At 67.7% G+C, this 19,182-nt stretch carries 20 protein-coding genes and 3 tRNA genes; 7 read left to right on the plus strand and 16 right to left on the minus strand.

Annotation, left to right across the window (positions count from 1 at the left end; translation table 11 throughout):
• Nucleotides 1–160: 160 nt before the first annotated feature.
• The 5 genes from EL338_RS03305 to lmeA form a co-directional block, all read right to left on the minus strand.
• Nucleotides 161–463, minus strand: coding sequence for a DUF1416 domain-containing protein (locus tag EL338_RS03305; RefSeq protein WP_126332430.1), 303 nt, complete (start codon nucleotides 461–463; stop codon nucleotides 161–163).
• 1 nt (nucleotide 464) lies between these two features.
• Nucleotides 465–1,298 (minus strand): sulfurtransferase, encoded by an 834-nt coding sequence (locus EL338_RS03310; RefSeq protein WP_126332431.1) that lies wholly within the window; start codon nucleotides 1,296–1,298, stop codon nucleotides 465–467.
• A gap of 216 nt (nucleotides 1,299–1,514) precedes the next feature.
• On the minus strand, nucleotides 1,515–1,583 hold the full coding sequence (locus EL338_RS26880) for an Ms5788A family Cys-rich leader peptide (RefSeq protein WP_353961683.1): 69 nt from the start codon (nucleotides 1,581–1,583) through the stop codon (nucleotides 1,515–1,517).
• A 50-nt stretch (nucleotides 1,584–1,633) separates the two neighbouring features.
• A complete protein-coding gene (locus EL338_RS03315; protein ID WP_126332432.1) occupies nucleotides 1,634–2,056 on the minus strand; it encodes a thioredoxin family protein in 423 nt (140 codons plus the stop codon).
• Nucleotides 2,053–2,868, minus strand: a complete 816-nt coding sequence (lmeA, locus tag EL338_RS03320; RefSeq protein ID WP_126332433.1) for a mannan chain length control protein LmeA — start codon at nucleotides 2,866–2,868, stop codon at nucleotides 2,053–2,055. Before lmeA ends, EL338_RS03315 begins: the two co-directional genes overlap by 4 nt.
• 107 nt (nucleotides 2,869–2,975) lie before the next feature.
• On the opposite strand from lmeA, the gene EL338_RS03325 reads away from it, so the two are divergent.
• Nucleotides 2,976–3,743: a winged helix-turn-helix transcriptional regulator gene (locus tag EL338_RS03325; RefSeq protein WP_126332434.1), complete on the plus strand. Its 768-nt coding sequence runs from the start codon at nucleotides 2,976–2,978 to the stop codon at nucleotides 3,741–3,743.
• On the plus strand, nucleotides 3,740–4,618 hold the full coding sequence (gene mshD, locus EL338_RS03330; protein WP_126332435.1) for a mycothiol synthase: 879 nt from the start codon (nucleotides 3,740–3,742) through the stop codon (nucleotides 4,616–4,618). The genes EL338_RS03325 and mshD overlap by 4 nt, the downstream gene beginning before the upstream one ends.
• Nucleotides 4,619–4,689: 71 nt before the next feature.
• Here mshD and pstB read toward each other — a convergent pair whose 3' ends face one another.
• The 10 genes from pstB to EL338_RS03380 all read right to left on the minus strand — a co-directional run bounded on the left by pstB (nucleotide 4,690) and on the right by EL338_RS03380 (nucleotide 15,323).
• Nucleotides 4,690–5,439, minus strand: coding sequence for a phosphate ABC transporter ATP-binding protein PstB (pstB, locus tag EL338_RS03335; RefSeq protein ID WP_235666471.1), 750 nt, complete (start codon nucleotides 5,437–5,439; stop codon nucleotides 4,690–4,692).
• 157 nt (nucleotides 5,440–5,596) lie between these two features.
• A complete protein-coding gene (gene pstA / locus EL338_RS03340; RefSeq protein WP_126332437.1) occupies nucleotides 5,597–6,535 on the minus strand; it encodes a phosphate ABC transporter permease PstA in 939 nt (312 codons plus the stop codon).
• On the minus strand, nucleotides 6,536–7,483 hold the full coding sequence (gene pstC, locus EL338_RS03345; protein WP_126332438.1) for a phosphate ABC transporter permease subunit PstC: 948 nt from the start codon (nucleotides 7,481–7,483) through the stop codon (nucleotides 6,536–6,538).
• A gap of 15 nt (nucleotides 7,484–7,498) precedes the next feature.
• Entirely contained in the window at nucleotides 7,499–8,473 is a 975-nt protein-coding gene (locus EL338_RS03350; protein WP_126332439.1) for a phosphate ABC transporter substrate-binding protein PstS family protein, read from the minus strand.
• Between the two features lie 232 nt (nucleotides 8,474–8,705).
• The gene (gene phoU / locus EL338_RS03355) at nucleotides 8,706–9,368 is read right to left on the minus strand and encodes a phosphate signaling complex protein PhoU (RefSeq protein ID WP_126332440.1); all 663 of its coding nucleotides are present in this window, start codon (nucleotides 9,366–9,368) and stop codon (nucleotides 8,706–8,708) included.
• A 33-nt stretch (nucleotides 9,369–9,401) separates the two neighbouring features.
• A complete protein-coding gene (gene phoU, locus EL338_RS03360) occupies nucleotides 9,402–10,079 on the minus strand; it encodes a phosphate signaling complex protein PhoU (protein ID WP_126332441.1) in 678 nt (225 codons plus the stop codon).
• 77 nt (nucleotides 10,080–10,156) lie between these two features.
• Nucleotides 10,157–12,256, minus strand: a complete 2,100-nt coding sequence (locus EL338_RS03365; RefSeq protein ID WP_126332442.1) for an LCP family protein — start codon at nucleotides 12,254–12,256, stop codon at nucleotides 10,157–10,159.
• A gap of 205 nt (nucleotides 12,257–12,461) precedes the next feature.
• Complete coding sequence (gene dusB, locus EL338_RS03370) at nucleotides 12,462–13,547, minus strand: tRNA dihydrouridine synthase DusB (RefSeq protein WP_235666359.1); 1,086 nt, start codon at nucleotides 13,545–13,547, stop codon at nucleotides 12,462–12,464.
• Nucleotides 13,548–13,636: 89 nt separating this feature from the next.
• Nucleotides 13,637–14,635 (minus strand): acyl-ACP desaturase, encoded by a 999-nt coding sequence (locus EL338_RS03375; RefSeq protein ID WP_126332443.1) that lies wholly within the window; start codon nucleotides 14,633–14,635, stop codon nucleotides 13,637–13,639.
• Between the two features lie 82 nt (nucleotides 14,636–14,717).
• Entirely contained in the window at nucleotides 14,718–15,323 is a 606-nt protein-coding gene (locus tag EL338_RS03380) for a TetR/AcrR family transcriptional regulator (RefSeq protein ID WP_126332444.1), read from the minus strand.
• Nucleotides 15,324–15,567: 244 nt separating this feature from the next.
• Between EL338_RS03380 and EL338_RS26745 the strand changes: the two genes are divergently transcribed.
• The 3 genes from EL338_RS26745 (at nucleotide 15,568) to EL338_RS03390 (ending at nucleotide 18,529) form a co-directional block, all read left to right on the plus strand.
• Nucleotides 15,568–15,690, plus strand: a complete 123-nt coding sequence (locus tag EL338_RS26745) for a hypothetical protein (protein ID WP_258538448.1) — start codon at nucleotides 15,568–15,570, stop codon at nucleotides 15,688–15,690.
• Nucleotides 15,691–15,746: 56 nt separating this feature from the next.
• Complete coding sequence (locus tag EL338_RS03385) at nucleotides 15,747–16,802, plus strand: serine/threonine-protein kinase (RefSeq protein WP_179967156.1); 1,056 nt, start codon at nucleotides 15,747–15,749, stop codon at nucleotides 16,800–16,802.
• A 119-nt stretch (nucleotides 16,803–16,921) separates the two neighbouring features.
• Nucleotides 16,922–18,529 (plus strand): PE-PPE domain-containing protein, encoded by a 1,608-nt coding sequence (locus EL338_RS03390; protein WP_126332445.1) that lies wholly within the window; start codon nucleotides 16,922–16,924, stop codon nucleotides 18,527–18,529.
• Between the two features lie 196 nt (nucleotides 18,530–18,725).
• Here the strand turns inward: EL338_RS03390 and EL338_RS03395 are convergent.
• Nucleotides 18,726–18,801, minus strand: a tRNA-Lys gene (locus EL338_RS03395).
• 169 nt (nucleotides 18,802–18,970) lie between these two features.
• Between EL338_RS03395 and EL338_RS03400 the strand changes: the two genes are divergently transcribed.
• Together EL338_RS03400 and EL338_RS03405 are read left to right on the plus strand one after the other, a co-directional pair.
• Nucleotides 18,971–19,043: transfer RNA gene (locus EL338_RS03400), tRNA-Glu, on the plus strand.
• A 37-nt stretch (nucleotides 19,044–19,080) separates the two neighbouring features.
• Nucleotides 19,081–19,157 (plus strand) — tRNA-Asp (locus EL338_RS03405).
• Nucleotides 19,158–19,182: the final 25 nt, after the last annotated feature.

Here is a 19,182-nt window from a genome sequence, read left to right on the forward strand (position 1 = left end):
CGAGCATGAGTTCGAAGAACAACACCACGGGCATGAGTCTAGTTCGTCGTAGGAGCCGATTTGCCCCGGGTGCCCCCCGCGAGCGTGCGGGAAATCTCACTTTTTGAGGCGTGTCGCCTCATACCACGCACGCTCGCGGAAAGCGGAGGGCCGGATCGGGTCAGGCGACCTTGACGGCGACCTCGTGGACACCGGCGCCGGTCGGGGCCACCACGGCGTCGCCGTTGCCGACCTTCGACAGTGCGCGCAGCCGCCACGAGCCCGGCGCGGCGAAGAACCGGAAGTCACCGGTCGCCGACGCCACCACCTCGGCGGTGAACTCGTCGGAGGAGTCGAGCAGGCGCACGAAGGCGCCGCCGACCGGCTGGCCGGAGCCGTCGACCACGCGGCCGGTGATCACGGTCTCCTTCTCGACGTCAACGTTCGCGGGCAGGGCCTGGCCCTGGGTAGGCGCTGAGCACATATCAACTTCCCAATTCAATCGGGGCCCCCACCAGGGAGCCGTATTCGCACCAACTGCCGTCATAGTTCTTGACGTTGTTGTGTCCGAGGAGTTCCTGCAGCACGAACCAGGTGTGCGAGGAACGCTCCCCGATCCGGCAGTAGGCGATGATCTCCTTCTCGCCGTCGAGACCGGCGTCGGCGTAGAGCTTGGCCAGTTCCTCGTCGGACTTGAAGGTGCCGTCTTCGTTGGCGGCCTTGCTCCAGGGAACGTTGATGGCGCCCGGCACGTGCCCGGGGCGCTGGCTCTGCTCCTGCGGCAGGTGCGCGGGAGCCAGGATCTTGCCGGAGAACTCGTCGGGCGAGCGGACGTCGACCAGGTTCTTGGTGCCGATCGCGGCGATGACCTCGTCCCGGAACGCGCGGATGGACAGGTCCGGGTCCTTGGCGGTGTAGCTGGTCTGCGGGCGCTCGACCTTGTCGGTCACCAGCGGCCGGCCGTCCAGTTCCCACTTCTTGCGGCCGCCATCGAGCAGCTTGACGTTCTCGTGGCCGTAGAGCTTGAAGTACCAGTAGGCGTAGGCGGCGAACCAGTTGTTGTTGCCGCCGTAGAGGATCACGGTGTCGTCGTTGCCGATGCCGCGCTCGGAGAGCAGCTTGGAGAACCCGGCCGCATCGACGAAGTCGCGACGGATCGGATCCTGCAGGTCGTCCTTCCAGTCCAGCCGCACGGCGCCGGCGATGTGACCGGTGTCGTAGGCGCTGGTGTCCTCGTCGACCTCGACGAACACCGTGTTCGGTGCGTCGAGGTTCTGCTCAGCCCAGTCGGTGGTGACCAGGACGTCGGAACGGGCCATGAAGTGGTCCTTTCGAAGGTGGATCGGGTTGGTTCAGGGGGATGGACGGACGGACGGGACGGTCGCGCGCGGACCCCGAGCGTCGACGAGGCCGTCGCTGGTAGTCGGCTTCGGCACCGGGATTGACATAAACATGCTCCTGTTGATGTACGGATGGGCTGGGGTCAGCAAGCGCCAGGCTGCTCGCCGGCGCGACGCGTACGAACGCGCGGCTGATCAGCGGCTACAACAACAGCAACAACCCGCAAGGCGGCACAGATCCACTGCGCGGCGCTTGGTGAGCATCGGCTCGAGGCGGGCTGGCACGCCCGACAGCTTACCCAATGACTCCGCACTCAGGCCAATAGTGGTTCCAGCGCCGACCGCAGGTCACCGGCGGTGGGGACACCGGTGGTCCGGTAGCGGGGGTGGCCGTCGGCGTCGAAGATGATCGTGGTCGGCAGCGAGAGCACCGAGAGGCGCCGCGCCGCATCCGGATTGGCGTCCAGGTCGATCTCGACGTGCGCCACCTGGGGCAGGTCGGCGCACACCGTCTCGATGACCCGCCGCACCGCTACGCACGGCCCGCACCAGGCCGCGGTGAAGTGCAGCATCGTCGGTCCGGTGGTCGACAGGCCCAGCCCGCTGGTGTCGACGTCGGCGGCCTCGGTGGCCGCGCGCACCCTCCCCGATCGCAGCGTCAGCAGCCGACCCACCAGGACACCGAGGCCCAGCACGGCGATGATGACGACGATGATCAGGCCAGTGGAGGCGCTCATCGCTGGGTGAACTCCGCCAGCGTGATGGTGACGTCCTCGGTGATGCCCTCGATGATGACGTCGGAGCCGCGGGCGCCCTGGCTGGTGGGCGCCACCCCGAACGGCAACCGCTGATCGGGCAGGGTGGCGCGGAACTCGTCGAGCACGGCGGCCAGCTTGTCGTCGGGCACCTCCTGATCGGCGGTCCCGGGCCCGGTCAGCACGCCGGTGGGGGTGAACACCAGGGTGGTGCGGTCGGGGCCGACGAGGGAGAGGTCGACGGCGACGCTGACCTTCTCGGGAAAGTCGGAGGCGGTGGGCGTCGCGGTGAAGACCAACCCCTGGCTGCCGGAGATGCCCGATTCGGTGGTGCCGCCGGTGGCGTCGTTGGTCTCGACCGTCGGCGCCTCGACCATCAGGTCCTTGAGGTCCATGAACCGGCCCAGATGCGCCGAGTCGATGATGATCCGGCTCTCCAGCTTCCCGATGGGCAACTTCGCGTCCGGTCGGATCAGCCACGACGTCTCGGCGATCCCGATGGAGTGCATGGTGGCCTCCAGGGCCGCCCGCTCGACATGCGGATGGGCGACGTCGGTGGCCTTGATCTCGATCTCGTCGTAGTGGTGCCGCATGGCCTGGGGGATGAACGGGAAACCGAGGATCGCCACCGACGGATCCCAGCTGAGGTGGGCGGCGCTGCGGACCGCGCGCGACAGCCGATACTCGGCCGTGATGGCCGCCCCGAAGTCGACGCCGACGGCCGCCAACAGGACGGTCAGCACGGTCGCACCGATTCCGGTCAGCAGTTTCCGCACGCGGTCATTGTTGCGCAACCCGGAGGATCAGCAGGTGGCAGGCTATCGTTAGACCAATTCGGTCGGTAACGACGATGTGTCGGCCATGAATCTGGGGAGTGATCCCCCGGTGACTGGAGGACCTAGTGGATCTGCTGCTTCTCACCGTCGACCCACGTCCGGAATCCGTCCTGCCCGCGCTGTCGCTGCTGGCTCACCAGGTACGCGCGGCCCCCACCGAGGTGTCCTCCCTGCTGGAGGCGGGTTCGGCCGACGTCGCGATCGTCGACGCGCGCACCGATCTGGTCGCCGCCCGCGGCCTGTGTCGTCTGCTGGGCAGCACCGGCACCGCGGTTCCGGTGGTCGCCGTGGTCAACGAGGGCGGACTGGTTGCGGTAAACCTCGAATGGGGGATCGACGAGATACTGCTGCCGGGTACCGGCCCGGCCGAGATCGACGCGCGGCTGCGCCTGGTGGTCAGCCGTCGCGGCGGGGCGGCGCTGCAGGAGAGCGCCGGCAAGGTCAGCCTCGGCGAACTGGTCATCGACGAGGGGACCTACACGGCGCGGTTGCGCGGTCGGCCGCTGGACCTGACCTACAAGGAGTTCGAGTTGCTCAAGTACCTGGCGCAGCACGCCGGCCGGGTGTTCACCCGCGCCCAGCTACTGCAGGAGGTCTGGGGTTATGACTTCTTCGGCGGCACCCGCACGGTCGATGTGCACGTCCGGCGGCTGCGGGCCAAGCTCGGCGCCGAACACGAGTCGCTGATCGGCACCGTCCGCAACGTCGGCTACAAGGCGGTGCGCCCCGCCCGGGGCCGCAACGCGTCGCCCGGTCCCGACGAGGTCGGCGACGAGGAGGACGACCTCGCCGGCCCCCTGGTGGTACCCGATTCGTTGGCGGATATGCAGTGACCCAAATCGATTGGCAGACCGGCCTTTCCGGTGCCCTCCAGCAGCAGATCCGGGAGTTGATCGAGGCGGCCGAGACCGTCGACGGCGTAGCCCCGGTGGGCGATCAGGTGCTGCGCGAGTTGGGCGCCGACCGGACCCGACACCTGTTGGCCGTCGACGGTGAGCGGGTCCTCGGTTATCTCAACCTCGCCGCGGCCACCGAGGACGCGCCGGCGATGGCCGAACTCGTCGTGCATCCGGAGGCGCGCCTGCGCGGGCTGGGCTCGGCGATGGCGCGACTGGGCCTGACCGAGGGCGGCGACGGCGCCCGGATCTGGGCGCACGGCAACCTCGAGCCGGCCCGCGCCACGGCGCGCGCGCTGGGACTGTCGGTGGTGCGCGAACTGCTGCAGATGCGCCGACCGCTGCGCGACCTGCCGCCGGTGCGCGCGGCCGACGGGGTGCGGCTGCGGACCTATTCCGGTCCCGCCGACGACGCCGAGTATCTGCGGGTCAACAACGCGGCCTTCCACTGGCATCCCGAGCAGGGCGGCTGGACCGAGGCCGAGATCGCCGAGCGCCGCGCGGAGACCTGGTTCGACCCCGAGGGCCTGTTCCTCGCGTTCGACGACGCTACTGACCGCCTGCTCGGATTTCACTGGACCAAGGTGCACGGACCCGGCCTCGGCGAGGTCTACGTGGTCGGGGTGGACCCGGCCGCCCAGGGGCGGGGTCTGGGGGGCGTGCTCACGCTGGTCGGGCTGCACCACCTCGCGGCGCGCCTCGGTGCCGATTCGACCGTGCTGCTCTACACCGAGGCCGACAACACCGCCGCGGTGAAGACCTACGAGCGGTTGGGCTTCGAGGTGTTCAGCGTGGACACCGCCTACGGCTGAGATCTGACAGTAACGCCCGAAACAAAGCAGCCCGCCCCGGCGACCGGGGCGGGCTGCTTCGGCGGCGCGGGTCAGCCGAAGCGACCGGAGATGTAATCCTCGGTGCGTCGGTCCGACGGGTTGGAGAAGATCTTCTCGGTGTCGTCGTACTCGACCAGCAGACCGTGCCGGACACCCTTGTCGTCCACCTCGGCGGTGAAGAACGCGGTCTTGTCGGACACGCGAGCGGCCTGCTGCATGTTGTGGGTGACGATCAAGATCGTGTACTGCGAGGCGATCTCGCGCATCAGTTCCTCGATCTTCGAGGTGGCGATGGGGTCGAGCGCCGAGCACGGCTCGTCCATCAGGATCACCTCGGGACGCGTGGCGATGGTGCGCGCGATGCACAGCCGCTGCTGCTGACCGCCCGACATGGCCAGCGCGCTGTCCTTCAGCTTGTCCTTGACCTCGTCCCACAGCGCCGCGGCGGTCAGCGCCTCCTCGACGATGTCGTCCATGTTGCCCTTCATGCCGTTGACCCGGGGGCCGTAGGCGATGTTGTCGTAGATCGACTTGGGGAACGGGTTGGGCTTCTGGAACACCATGCCGATCCGGCGCCGGACCTCGATGGGATCGACTTCCTTGCCGTACAGATCGATGCCGTGGTAGCGCACGTCGCCGTCGACCCGGGCCGAGGGCACGAGGTCGTTCATCCGGTTGAAGCAGCGCAGCACGGTGCTCTTGCCGCAGCCGGACGGCCCGATCAGCGCGGTGATGTCGTTCTCGACGATCTCGAGGTTGACGTTGCGGACCGCGTTGTGCGAGCCGTACCAGACGTCCATGTCCTTGACGGTGAACACCAGTCGGCCACCGCCACCGCGGTTCTCGCGGGCCGACGGCTTGTCCAGCGGAATGGCTCCGGCTTCGCGAGCGTCGGCCTGGGTGCTATCGGTCATCTGCTTGCTTCCGCTCGCGGGCGCGATTGGTCCCTGGGTCATATCAGAACTTCCGCTCGTAGTGATTGCGCAGCCAGATCGCAAACGAGTTCATTGCCAGCAGCACTGCCAACATCACGATCACGCCTGCTGCCGCAAGAATATGGAACTCTTCCTGAGGCCGCTGGATGTAGTTGTAAATCAACACCGGCATCGCGGTGTAACCACCCTCGAAGAAGCTGGGGTTGAAGGTGATGAACGTGGTCGCCCCGACCAGCAGCAGTGGGGCGGCCTCGCCGATGGCGCGGGCCACGGCCAGGATGACGCCGGTGAGGATGCCGGGGATGGCGATCGGCAGGACCTGTTTGCTGATGGTCTGCCATTCGGTGGCGCCCAGACCCAGCGACGCGTCGCGGATGGACGACGGCACGGCCCGGATGGCCTCGCGGGCGGTGATGATGACCGTGGGCAGCACCAGCATCGCCAGCGTGATCGACCCGGCGGCGGCCACGAAGCCCATGCTCAGCGGGCCGCGCACGATGAAGGCCATGCCGAGGATGCCGAAGACGATCGACGGCACGCCGGCCAGGTTCTGGATGTTCAGCTCGATGAAGCGGTTGTACCACTTGGTCTTGTCCGCGTACTCCTCGAGGTAGACCGCCGAGGCGACGCCGATGGGCACGATCAGGAGGATAACGCCGGCGATCAGGTAGATGGTGCCCAGGATCGCGGGCCGGAAGCCGGCCGTGTCCCGGTTGATCGTCGACGGGGCGTTGGTGAACAGGTTCAGGTCCAGCCGCGGCCAGCCCTTGATCAGGGCCCACAGGATCATGCCGACCAGCGCGGTCACGGCGACCGCGATCGCCAGCAGCATCACCGCGAGGAACAGCTGATTGGTGACCTTGCCGATCGGGGACTTGCTCTTCAGCGAACTCTCGACGACGGCGCGGGCGCCGGCGGTGGCCAGCCTGGCCCGCTCGGTCCGGAGCTTTTCAGCAGGCATTTAGTCGTAGACCTCCCGGAAGCGCCGCACCATGCGGATTGCGAACATGTTCATGCACAGCGTCATGACGAACAGCAGCGCGCCGACGGCGAAGATCGATTCGTAGACGATGGTGCCGGTGGCGATGTCGCCGGTGGCGGTCGAGCCGATGAACGCCGTCATGGTCTGCACCGAACCGGTGAAGGTGAAGCCGAAGCGCGGCGTCTGGCCGGCCACGATCAGCACCACCATGGTCTCGCCGATGGCGCGCGAGGTGGCCAGCACGATGGCCGCGATGACGCCCGAGATCGCACCCGGGAAGACCACCCGCAGCGACACCTGCATCTTGTTGGCGCCCAGGCCGTAGGCGCCCTCGCGCAGACCGTTGGGCACCGAGCGCATCGCGTCATCCGACACCGAGGTGATCAGCGGGATGATCATGATGCCGACCATGATTCCCGCGACACCGACCGAGAAGGCCTGCCATTTCAGGAACGGGAAGAGGTCTTCGAGGAACGGCCGCATGAACAGCAGGCCGAACATGCCGATCGCGACCGTCGGGATGCCTTCGAGCACCTCGAGGATGGGCTTGACGATCCGGCGGACCCGCAGCGGCGCGTATTCGGACAGATAGATCGCCGCGAGCAGGCCCAGTGGGATGCCCACGAGCAGCGCCCAGAAGACGACGGTCAGGGTTCCGATGACGATCGGCAGCACGCCGAACGACGGGTCCGCGAAGGCGGGCCGCCAGGACGTGCCGGTGAAGAACTCGACGATCGAAACGTGTTGGAAGAAACCGATTGTCGGGAAGAGTAGGGCGAGGACGATCGCGGTGGTGATGGCGACCGACAGCGCCGCGCAGAGGGCGAAGGCGGCCTTGATGGCCTTCTCCGCGTACCGGGGGCTGGAGGCCGCCAGCGACACCGGGGGTGTCCCCGGTGCGCTGGCGGTCTCGTCCTTTACGGGCATATTCGGGTGATCTCGCTACGCGCCGGCGAGTTCGTCGATCTTGGCGTGCGCTTCGGCCTTCTGCTCATCGGTGAGCGGAATGTAGGTGGCGGCCTCGGCGGCGGCGTCGGAGTTGTCGATGTAGAACTTCATGAACTCCAGGACCTCGGGACGCTGCAGGGCCTTGTCGCTGGCGTAGACGAAGAGCTCGCGGCCCAGCGGGGTGTAGCTACCCTCCTGGACGGTCTCGAGGGTGCCCGCGGTGCAACCGGTGCCGCTGTCGATCTCGAGCGGCTTGACCTGGTCGCCGACCTCCTGGGTGAACGAGTAGGGGATGAAGCCCATGGCGTTCGGGTCACCGGAGATGCCGGTCACCGCGGCGTTGTCGTCCTCGCCGATGTCGGTGTAGTTCTCGCGGATGACGCCCTCTTCGCCGTTGACGGCCTCGGTGAAGAAGTCGAAGGTGCCCGAGTCGGTGCCGGGACCGAACAGGTTGACCGGGTTGGACTTCCACTCGTCGGGCAGCTCGAGGCCGGTGATGTCGCCCCAGGTGTTGACCGTCGATCCGGCGTTCCAGATCTGCTGGGCCTGCTCGAGGGTGACGCACTGCACCGGGTTGGCCGGGTTGACGATCAGCGAGATCGCGTCGTTGGCGACGGTGATGCTGTCGTAGGCGATGCCGCTGGCCTCGCAGGCCTCGATCTCCGAGTCCTTGATGGCGCGCGAGGCGTCGTTCATGTCGGTCTCGCCGTTGCAGAACTTCTGGAAGCCGCCGCCGGTGCCGGAGGTGCCGACGGTGACGCGCACCCCGGAGTTCTCCTGCTGGAACAGCTCGGCGATGGTCTCCGAGAGCGGAGCAACGGTGCTGGACCCGTCGATGAGGATGGTGCCCGACAGGCCGCCGTCCTCCGAGCCGCCCGCCGCGCTGTCGCCGTTGTCACCGCCGCCGCAGCCCACGAGGAACAGGGATGCCGACGCGGTAAGTGCGGCCGCTGAACGCCAGTTGCGCATTATTCTCCGATCACTTCCGAGCTGAGGATTACTTGAGTACTGGCAAAACGTAGGAAAGACACGCGACGAGTCGGGGGACATTCGATGAACGCAAGATGAACAGCTACCGCATTTCGCGAAGAATCGGTTGTGCCCGCCGCGCCGGGGGAGTATTCGGGCAAAGCTGTAACCCGCTCGACACGCACCGTCGAAACGGTGTCCGCATGCCTGCAACGCGGGTCTGCCCGCGGCGCTAGGTGCGGGCCTCGTCGCTGCCGGTGGTCTCGCCCAGCACCTGGAAGTTGACCCGGCGGCAGATCTCGACGGCGTGGTCGGCGAACCGCTCGTAGAAGCGGCCCAGCATGGTCACGTCGATGGCCGCGGGCACGCCGTGCTGCCATTCGCGGCCCATCACCACGACGAACAGGTGCGCGTGCAGGGCATCCATCGCGTCGTCCTCGTCGTCGATCGACGTGGCCGTCTCGACGTCCCGCATCAACAGTGCCTGTTGGGTGGCGTTGCCCAATTGGACTGCCACCCGGCCCATTTCGGCAAAATCGTGGGCGACCTCGCTGGGGACGGCCACCTCCGGGTGGCGGCGCACCGTGATGCGGGCCACGTGCTTGGCCAGCACGCCCATCCGTTCGATGTCGAAGACGTTCTGGATCGAGGTGACGACCGTGCGCAGGTCGCCGGCCACCGGCTGATGGCGGACCAGCAGGACGAACGCGGCCTCCTCGGCGGCCATGCAGGCGTCGACGATCTGGTCGTGCTCGCGGATCACCCGCTCGGCGAGCACCAGGTCGGCGCGCAGCAGCGCCCGCGTCGCGGTCTCCATGGCGACGGTCGCCAGCCCGCAGATCTCGGCGATCTTCGCGGCGAGGGCAACGAGTTGTTCACGGTAGGAGGTCCGCACCATCACACCCTAGGTTCAGCGTTTCGGTGCAAGCTAGTCGCGCCACGTTTCGGGCGGGAGTTCCTCGTACTCGGGAAGTTCGCCGGTGGCCATGAAGATGACCCGTCGGCCGATCTCCACCGCGTGATCGGCGAAGCGTTCGTAGAAGCGGCTGAGCAGCGCGACGTCGACCGCCGAGGCCACGCCGTGCTTCCATTCGCGGTCCATCAGGACGTTGAACAGGTGCCGGTGCAGATCGTCCATCGCGTCGTCCTCGGCGCGGATCCGGGCGGCCTTGTCGATGTCACCGGTCAGCAGGACCTCCTGCGCGGTGCGACCCAATTCCACTGCGACGCGGCCCATTTCGGAGAAATAACCGTTGACTTCTTCGGGTAGGGCATGCACGGGATGGCGGCGCCGGGCGATCTTGGCGACGTGCACGGCCAGCGCGCCCATCCGGTCGATGTCGGCCACCATCTGGATCGCCGAGACCACCGAGCGCAGATCGCGGGCCACCGGCGCCTGCAGGGCCAGCAGCACGAAGGCCGCCTCCTCGGTGCGCGCACTGTGCTCGCCCAGCACATCCTGATCGCTGATGACCTGCTCGGCCAGCACCAGGTCGGCCTGCAGCAAAGCCTGGGTTGCGCGCTCCATCGCCGCCCCGGCCAGCTCGCACATTGCGCCGAGTTGGTTGGTGAGGTCCTCGAGTTGGTCCTGGTACGCGGTACGCATGTGTCAAGCCTAGAGGTTTGGCACCGCAAACGGCACAAATGACGTGGTGAACGGCTGGTGAAACCCCCACACCGGGGCTATTCGCAGCTGATGTCGGCGCCGTTGGTGATGGTCAGATCCTCGGGCAGATAGGTCGGGGTGCTCTTGTCCACGTGCGCCACGGTCACCGTCATCGGGGAACCGCTGGGCGGGGGCGGCGAGACCGTCGCGTAGTCGGGTCCGAGCACGACCTGGACCTCCTGGCCCAGCCCGGTGACCCGCTCGATCCGCGGCTCGCCCAACGTGGCGGCCACAGTGGCCGCGGCGTGCTCGTTGCCCGGCGAGTACATCACCGTGGTCGCCGGCAGCGCCTCGAGGTAGTCGTCCGGGGTGTCGACGTTGAAGCCGTGCAGCTGCAGCTCGGTGCTGGCCGCCGACCCGAGCCCGGCGACGCTGGTGGAGTTGGCCACGTGCACGTCGATCTCGCCCGGTTCGGTGGTCACCGCGTGCACGATCTCGGTTGTGGTGGTGGGCTCTTCGGTGCCGGTGCTCTCCGGCAGGGCCTCGGTGCTGGTGCCCGTCGCCGACGATTCCGGGATCTCCGAGGAGCTGTTGGTCATCGGCGCGACGGTCGCGTTCTGGTCGTTCTCCCCGGGCAGCGGGTCGTCGTCGATGATCGCGTCGAACAGCGCCCGGATGTCGGCGGTACGCGGCTGTTCGTTGCCCCACTCGTCGGCGTAACCGGTGGTGGGCACGGTGACGAAGGTGATCCTGCCGGCGGAGACGCCCTGCAGCGACTGCCCGAGATCGACGAGGTCCTTGGTGCTGACATTGTCGACCGAGCTGTCGTTGATGAACATGTTCACCACGTTGTTGAGCTTGCTCAGCGAGAAGAAGGTCTCCTTGGAGATCAGCGACCGCAGCAGCGACGACAGGAACAGCTGTTGCCGTTTGATCCGGCCGTAGTCGCCGTTGACCTCGGTGGTGACCTGGCGGGCGCGCACGTAGTTCAGCGCGGTGGTCCCGTCGACCATCTGGCGGCCCGCGGTCGGCAGCACCATGCCCAGCTCGTAATCCTCGAGCGGCGTGGTGGTGCACACCTCCACCCCGCCCAGCGCGTCGACCATCTTCGCGAAGCCGGCGAAGTCGACCGCCATGAACCGGTTGATCGACAGGCCGGACATCTTCTGGATGGCCTTGACCAGGCACTTGGGGCCGCCGAACGCATAGGCGGAGTTCAGCTTGGTCTCGGTGTAGACCTCTTCGGGGCCGTAGGTGCCCGAGACCTCGTCATAGACCGGGCCGTAGTCACCGGTGGAGGCGTCCCAGGCATCGCACTGGATGGGGGTGATCGCCAGGTCGCGCGGGAACGACACCGCCACGACGCGTTCGCGGTTGGCGGGGATGTTGACCAGGATGATGCTGTCGGAGCGGGCGCCGTCGGCGTCGCCGGTGTCGCCCGCGCCCATGTCGCTGTTCTGCCCGTACCGGCTGTCCACCCCGACGATGAGGAAGTTCTCGTCGCCGAACTGGGCGTTGGGGTCGAGGATGTCGCGGGAGTTCGGATCCAGCGCGGCGATGTTGTTCATCCGGTTGTTCTTGCTGGTGGTCCACTGCCACGCGCCGCCGGTGAGCACCAGCGCCAGCACAGCGAGCAACGCCGCCACAGAGCGACCGGCGATCCGGATCGTCTTGCGGCGGCGCGGGTGGGCGTCGTGTGGTGCGGTGGGGGAGGTGCGGCGGCCGATGTGGGCCGGGCGGACCCGTCCCGGCGGCTCCTCGGTGACCGCCGCCAACACGGTGGTGGCGGACGCGTCGTCGCTGTCTTCGAGGTCGGGGATCTCCGCGGCGTAGGCCGAGAGCACCGGCACGGTCGGCGGATCGTGCTCGACCGCCTCGTGCTCGGCCGCCTCGTGCTCGGCCACCTCGGTCTCGTCGGCGGCCGGCTCCGGGTCCTCCGGGGCGCCCGGCTGCAGGGTGGGGGGCACGTCGCCGGTGACGCGGGCGATCAGGTCCGCGACGGTGATGCCGTCGACCGGGTTGCCCGCCCGGCCGCTACGCGGTGCCGGTTCCGGGTCTGCGGTGCGCTCCCACGGCGCGGCGTCTGGCTTCGGCCGCGGAGTTCGGGTAAGCCACTGGTTGTCACCGTGAGGTTCGGGCGCACGGCGACCAGGAGTGGCGTTCTCGCCGTCACTCATGTTCGTATCCGGTCTCCGACTCTCGTGAGGTCTTGCTCAGCGCACGCGCGTGCCGCCTCGCCCGCACTTGTCGACGCTGACGAACGCGGGTGCATCTATGTCTCTAGCAGTCCAGGCGGGTGCCGCGCTACTGGCGGCGGACTGGAACAGGTCCACACATGTTACTGAGACTTCCTGAGAGCGGTGGTGTCGAGAGGGTCTCGATTCAGCCACCGGAGTGCATAGCGTCGGCGCCCTCGGGGACCGTGCAGTCGTCGGGATCGGCCAGCCAGCCCTCGGGCAGCGACACCGACGCGGGCGAGCCCTGCCGCCCCCGCGGACCGCTGCCGACGGGCGGGAACGGGGCGTCGGCGTCGAGGCGGCCCAGCAACTCGTCGAGTTCGGCGAGGGTCTTGACCAACGCCAACGCCCGGCGCAGATCCGATCCCACCGGGAAGCCGTGCAAATACCAGCCGACGTGCTTGCGGATGTCCCGCATGCCCTTGTCCTCGCCGACGTGGGCGGCCAACAACTCGCCGTGCCGGCGGACGATATCGGCGACCTCGCCAAGGTTCGGCGGCGTCGGCGCGGCGCGGCCGGTGAAGGCCGCGGACAGCTCGGCGAACAGCCAGGGCCGGCCCAGGCAGCCCCGGCCGATGACCACGCCGTCGCAGCCCGTGCTCGCCATCATGGCCAGCGCGTCGCTGGCGTCGAAGATGTCGCCGTTGCCCAGCACCGGGATGGTCCGCACGTGCTGTTTGAGCTGCGTGATCCGATCCCAGTCGGCCGCACCCGAATAGCGCTGGGCCGCGGTGCGCGCGTGCAGTGCCACCGCCGCGGCACCCTCCTGTTCGGCGATCCGGCCGGCGTCGAGGAAAGTGAGGTGCTCGTCGTCGATGCCCACCCGGAACTTCACCGTCACCGGGATGTCGGTGCCCTCGGTGGCGCGGACGGCGGCCGCGACGATCTGGCCGAACAGGCGGCGCTTGTAGGGCAGCGCGGCCCCGCCGCCGCGCTTGGTGACCTTCGGAACCGGGCAGCCGAAGTTCATGTCGAGGTGGTCGGCCAGACCCTCGTCAGCAATCATCTTCGCGGCCGCGTAGGTGGTGTCCGGGTCCACGGTGTAGAGCTGCAGCGAGCGCGGCGACTCCTCCGGCGCGAACGTCGTCATGTGCATGGTCACCGGGTGACGCTCGACGAGCGCGCGGGCGGTGACCATCTCGCACACGTACAACCCGCTGACGGTGCCTACCCGAGCGAGCTCGAGTTCGCGGCACAGTGTGCGGAATGCGACATTTGTCACACCGGCCATCGGGGCCAGGACGACGGGACTGGGCAGCGCGAACGGACCGATCTGCAGAGCAGATCGGTCCGGTTCGTGTTCCGCGGTGCGGCGGTCGGTCAGGAGGCCGCTGATGCCAGCGCCTTCTTCGCGGCCTTCTTCTCGGCCACCTTGCGCTCGCGCTCGAGGCGGCGCTCCTTGGCGACCTCGAACTTCTCGCAGGTGTCCTCGAGCTCCTGGATCAGCACACCTAGCTCGTCGCGCAGCCGGGCGCCCTCGCCGGTGAAGTCCTCGCGCTCGAAGATGCGCCACTTCTTCAGGACCGGCATCACCACGTCGTCGAGGTGGATACGCGGGTCGTAAACCCCGCCGACGGCGATGATGACGGCCTTGCGGCGGAAGTCCGGCACCGTGTAGCCGGGCATCTTGAAGTTGCTCAGCACGCGGTGCAGGGAGGTCATCGCCTGGTTGGGGGCGATGTCCAGGCCGGCGGCGCTGACGTCGCGGTAGAAGATCATGTGCAGGTTCTCGTCGGCCGACACGCGCTGCAGCAGCTGATCGGCGACGGGGTCCGCGCAGGCCTTACCGGTGTTGCGGTGCGAGACGCGGGTGGCCAGCTCCTGGAACGACACGTACATCACCGAGTCGAACAGGCTCTCGGCGAACAGGTCGCCCTGCTGGTTCTGGCCCGGCGAGAAGCCGCGGGTGACCTGCTCCATGCGGGTGATCTCGAGTTCGACCGGGTCGATGGCGCGGGTGGCCAGCAGGTAGTCGCGCAGCGCGATGCCGTGCCGGTTCTCCTCCGCGGTCCAGCGGTTGACCCAGAAACCCCACGGGCCGTCCATCGAGAAGTTCATCGCGATCTCGCGGTGATACGACGGCAGGTTGTCCTCGGTGAGCAGGTTCTGCACCATCGCGGTGCGCGCCACCTCGGAGAGCTTCGACTCTTCCGGATCCCAGTCCTGACCGCCCAGGGCGTAGAAGTTCTTGCCGTCGGACCAGGGGACGTAGTCGTGCGGGTTCCAGTCCTTCGTCATCTTCATATGACGGTTGATCTGCTGCTCGACTACAGGCTCGAGCTCATGCAGAAGCTGTAGGTCGGTCAGGTCTTGCGACACGACACCTCCCAGTTATCTGTATCTCGTGGTTGCAGTCAATATATCTGTGTACTCCGGTGACATCAAGTTTCCCGACGGCCTGTCAACCGTGATTCCCGGCACGGACCGCGACCCCGCTGCGGTCCATCAACATGGCCACGCAGTAGTCGATGAATTGCTCGCGGGTGGTGGGCAATCGGCCGTTCAGATAGGCGACGAACAGCGCGGTCAAACCACCGATCAGGCTGGTCGCGGTCATGGCCTGGATGGCTGGGTCGGTGACGGCGGTCAGCTTGCGCTGCAGTAGTTCGATGAAGTTGGGCATCCATTCCGAGCCGCAATTGGCCAGTGCCGGTTCGGCCTCCGGGGCCAGCAGCAGGGCCCGGCCGCGGACCGGGTCGTCGACCATCAGGGCAACGAATCGCTCGACCGCTTCGCGGGGCGTGGTCGCCGACATCAGCGCCGCCATCGCCTGCTGGCAAACTTCGGCGTACACCGCGCGGACGAATTCGTCGCGGTCGGCGAAGCTCTCGTAGAAATAGCGCTCGGTCAGGCCGGCGCCGCGGCAGACCGCGCGCACCGTCACCGTCGGGCGGCCCTCGCCGCCGAGGAGCGCGATGCCCGCGGCGAGCAGCTCGTCACGTCGCTTGAGTTGGCGATCCTCCAGGGGAACACCGGTCCAGCGGCGCTGGCGTTGACCGGACGTCACATCACTCCTACGTTCGACACTTGTTGACAACGACCGCAGTCAAATGTATTCGACCGACGGGGTCTGCCGTGACTCAAGATACGACCGACGTATACCCGGTAGCCACCTAATCCCCCGCATCCGAGTGGCGTGTTCGTCGAGGCCCCGCCGAGGCCCCGGCGCGTTGGCCGAGCGGATCGGCCAACGCGTGATCTGATGGAACGACGCATCTGATGGACCGACGTCGGATCGACAGGGTGATGACATGACCATGGCGTGGCTGATCGGAACTCCACTGGCTATCGCGTATGCGGTTCTGGTGCTCAAGGGCGTCGAGGCCGCCTGTCGAAGCTGGGAGCGCCGCCACCGCTATCACGACGGGCGCTGAGCGCTGACGCGGGCGGTACGGCCGTGAGTCGACCTTTGCCGATTACGGTAGAACCCATGTTCATCGCCCCCGAACTGCTCGGCGGCCGCTACGAGTTGCGGGGGACCCTCGGCCGCGGCGGGATGGCCGAGGTGCGCGAGGGCTGGGACACCCAGACCGGCCAGTCGGTGGCGATCAAACTGCTCTACCCGGGTTACGACACCCACCCCGACTATCTGCGCCGGTTCTGGGCCGAGGGACATTCCGCGGCCGCGCTGCGGCATCCCAACATCGTGGCCGTGTACGGCAGCGGCGAACACCACGGCACCCCGTTCATCGTGATGGAACGCCTGCCCGGCACCAGCCTCGGCGACCTGATCGCCCAGGGGCCGATGGCGCCGGACCACGTGCGCAAGGTCCTCGACGAGGTGTTGGCGGCGCTGTCGACCGCGCACGCCGCGGGCGTCATGCACCGCGACATCAAACCCGCCAACATCCTGTTCACCGCCGACGGCACCGCGCAGGTCGCCGACTTCGGCCTGGCCAAGGGCCCCGACACGCACCGCACCGACACCGGCCAGATCATGGGCACCATGGCCTACATGAGCCCGGAGCGCCTCGCCGGCAATCCGGCGACGGTCACCGACGATCTCTACGCCGTGGGGGTGGTCGGGTGGGAAGCCCTGACCGGGCGCCGGGCCTTCCCCGAGGAGAACCTGGTCGCCCTCGCGCACGCCATCACCGAGAATCCGCCGCCGCCGCTGTCGGCGCTGCGCCCCGACCTTCCGCCGCAACTCGCGGCCGTCGTCGACCGCGCGATGGCGCGGGACGCCTCCCAACGATTCGCCAGCGCCGACGTGATGCGCGCCGAACTCGCCAACGTCTACGGCGACCCCGCCACCGGACCCATTCCGATCGTCCCGCTGCCGGGACAGCCGGTGTCGCAGTTGTGGAATCCGCCGACCGAACCGGTCCCGCTCGTCGTCGCGCCGCGGCGCAGTGGCCGGCTGATCCTGTTGATCGCGGTGCTGCTGATCGCCGCGGTCGTCGGGGTGGTCGCGTTCGTGCTGGGCGCCTCCACGCAGCGCACCGCGGGCGCGCCGGACCCCGCCCCGGTGACGGCCTTGTGCTGAGCGGCGGCGTTGCGCATTTTCGGTACAGGAGCTGCCGGAGTGTGCGATATTCGCCCGGTGTCGGGTGTGGTTGCCCGTCTGGCGAATTCGTACATTGACGCAGGGTGGGGGGTACCCAAATGCGACGAGCTGTTCGCTCGATCTTCGTCCTGATACTCGCGCTGGTGGGGGTCGTGGCCGTCGCGGTCGCCGGGACCCTCACGTCGTTCGTCGCGATGGCGGCCACCGCGTTGATCGTCCCCGGGACCGGTGACCCCGACGCGAACGTGATACCCGGCTACATGCAGAACGCCGTCAACCGGTACCTCACGAACACCCGGTGCTTCGAGAACGGCGCCGCGAACGGCTGTGCCGGCGACGAGCTCATCGGTATCAACTACCCGGCGTCGTTCTGGCCCATGCCTTTTCCTGGCTGGTGCGAACCCGGGCGCTGCGAGAAGTGGAACGTCTCGGTGGCCCAGGGCGTCAGCGCGCTGAACGCCGAGGGGATCGAGCAGTGGGCCGCCGACTCCGATGAGGACCTGGTCATCTTCGGCTACTCCCAGGGCGGGGCGGTGGTGTCCAACGAACTGCGCAACCTCGCCGCACTCGACCCGGAGATCAAGGAACGCCTGCAGGTGGTGATGATCGGCAATATCGCCAACCCCGACGGCGGGCTGTGGCAACGGCTTCGGCCCATCTCGATCCTCGGCGAACTGCTGCTCGACGCGACCTTCGGCCCGCCGATGATCACCGACAGCGGGATCCCGATCACCAACATCGGTTTCGAATACGATCCGGTGGTGTACGCGCCCCGGTACTGGGGCAACCCGCTGACGATGCTGAATGCCATCGCGGCGTTCGACAACGTGCACGGCTACTACCTGGCGCCCAACGGCGGCGACCCCGACGTGACCATGCCCTACGGCTACACCGACGCGGAACTGGCTGCGGCGCTGGCAGATCCGGACAACATCCGCTACGGCGGCAACGACCCCAACAGCCCGAACAAATACATCATGATCCCGGCCACCTCGCTGCCGTTGGCCAACCTGATCCTGAGCCTGGCCGAATCGACCGGTACGACGGCCCTCGTGAAGCCGCTCGTCGATCTGCTGGCGCCGGCGGCCAAGGTGCTGATCGACCTGGGCTATGACTGGAGCGGCGACCCCGACAAGCCAACCCCGTTGTCTCTCTTGCCCTTCAACCCCTTCAACAACTGGCTGAAGGTCGGTGAGGATCTCGTCGTCGCGGTGGGGGAGGGCATCGACAACGTGTTCGGCAAGCCGGCGGCGACGACGGTGGCGCCGCTCGCCGAGGAGCCCGCTCCGGCCGAGGTCGTCGCGGATGTCGTTGTTCAGGAGGAGGAGTCCAAGCCGCGGCCGGAGTCGGTATTGGCCGAGCGCGTCAAGGCCGAGGCGGAGGCGGACGAACCGGCGTTGCCCGAGGAATCGGCCGAACAGCCCGCCGAGGAGTTGGCTGCCGTCGGCGCGACCGAGGAGGTCGACTCCGAGGCCGCCGTCAAGACCGACGCCAAGCTCGACGCCAAGAAGGTGAAGAAGGAGTTGCGCAGCGCGGTGAAGAAGTTCCTCGAGAAGGATGCTCGCGAGGACGCCCGCGAGGACGCCAAGAAGGGTCCCAAGGCCGACGACGCAGCTAAGGGCGCCGAGCCCGACGAGCGCGAGCAGAAGGGGCCGGCGAGCGCGGACGAGGCGACCGAGCGCGCCAACGACGACAAGGCCGCCTGAGATTGCGGCGCTGGGCTGGGCAGCGGCTTCGGTCGGCCGCAACGCCCGCGCCGAAAGTTGACTTGTTCGCGGGCCTACTCGCGGAACCGGTACAACAGCTCCACCCTCGGCGCGGGAGGGGCGCCCCGCTGCTCGGGCGGCTCCAGGGGGCCTGAGAATCCGGAGCTGCGCCGCCAGAGCCGCGGAAGCCAATGCTTGGTGCCCCCAGCAGGGCTCGAACCTGCGACCTGCGGATTAAAAGTCCGTAGCTCTACCAACTGAGCTATAGGGGCCGTGCGAGCCATCAGGATAACTGAGCCCGCGGCGCTGCTTTCGGACCAGGTTCTGAAGCCGCCAAAAGGGGTGTTCACCGGCCTCGTTTTGGGATTGCGGGCGACGTGCCCTAAGCTATCGAAGCTCCCAGCGGAAGCGTTGTGAGTACCCCGGAGAGATTCGGCTCTGGCCCCCTTCGTCTAGCGGCCTAGGACGCCGCCCTTTCAAGGCGGTAGCGCGGGTTCGAATCCCGTAGGGGGTACTTCCATACGTGGAAGCGAGGAGTAGCAGTACAGCAAGGCCCTGTGGCGCAGTTGGTTAGCGCGCCGCCCTGTCACGGCGGAGGTCGCGGGTTCGAGTCCCGTCAGGGTCGCCAGCGAGGCATTCTGGTTTACACCGGT

Origin of the sequence: Mycolicibacterium chitae, from assembly GCF_900637205.1 — a bacterium.
Lineage (GTDB): Bacteria > Actinomycetota > Actinomycetes > Mycobacteriales > Mycobacteriaceae > Mycobacterium > Mycobacterium chitae.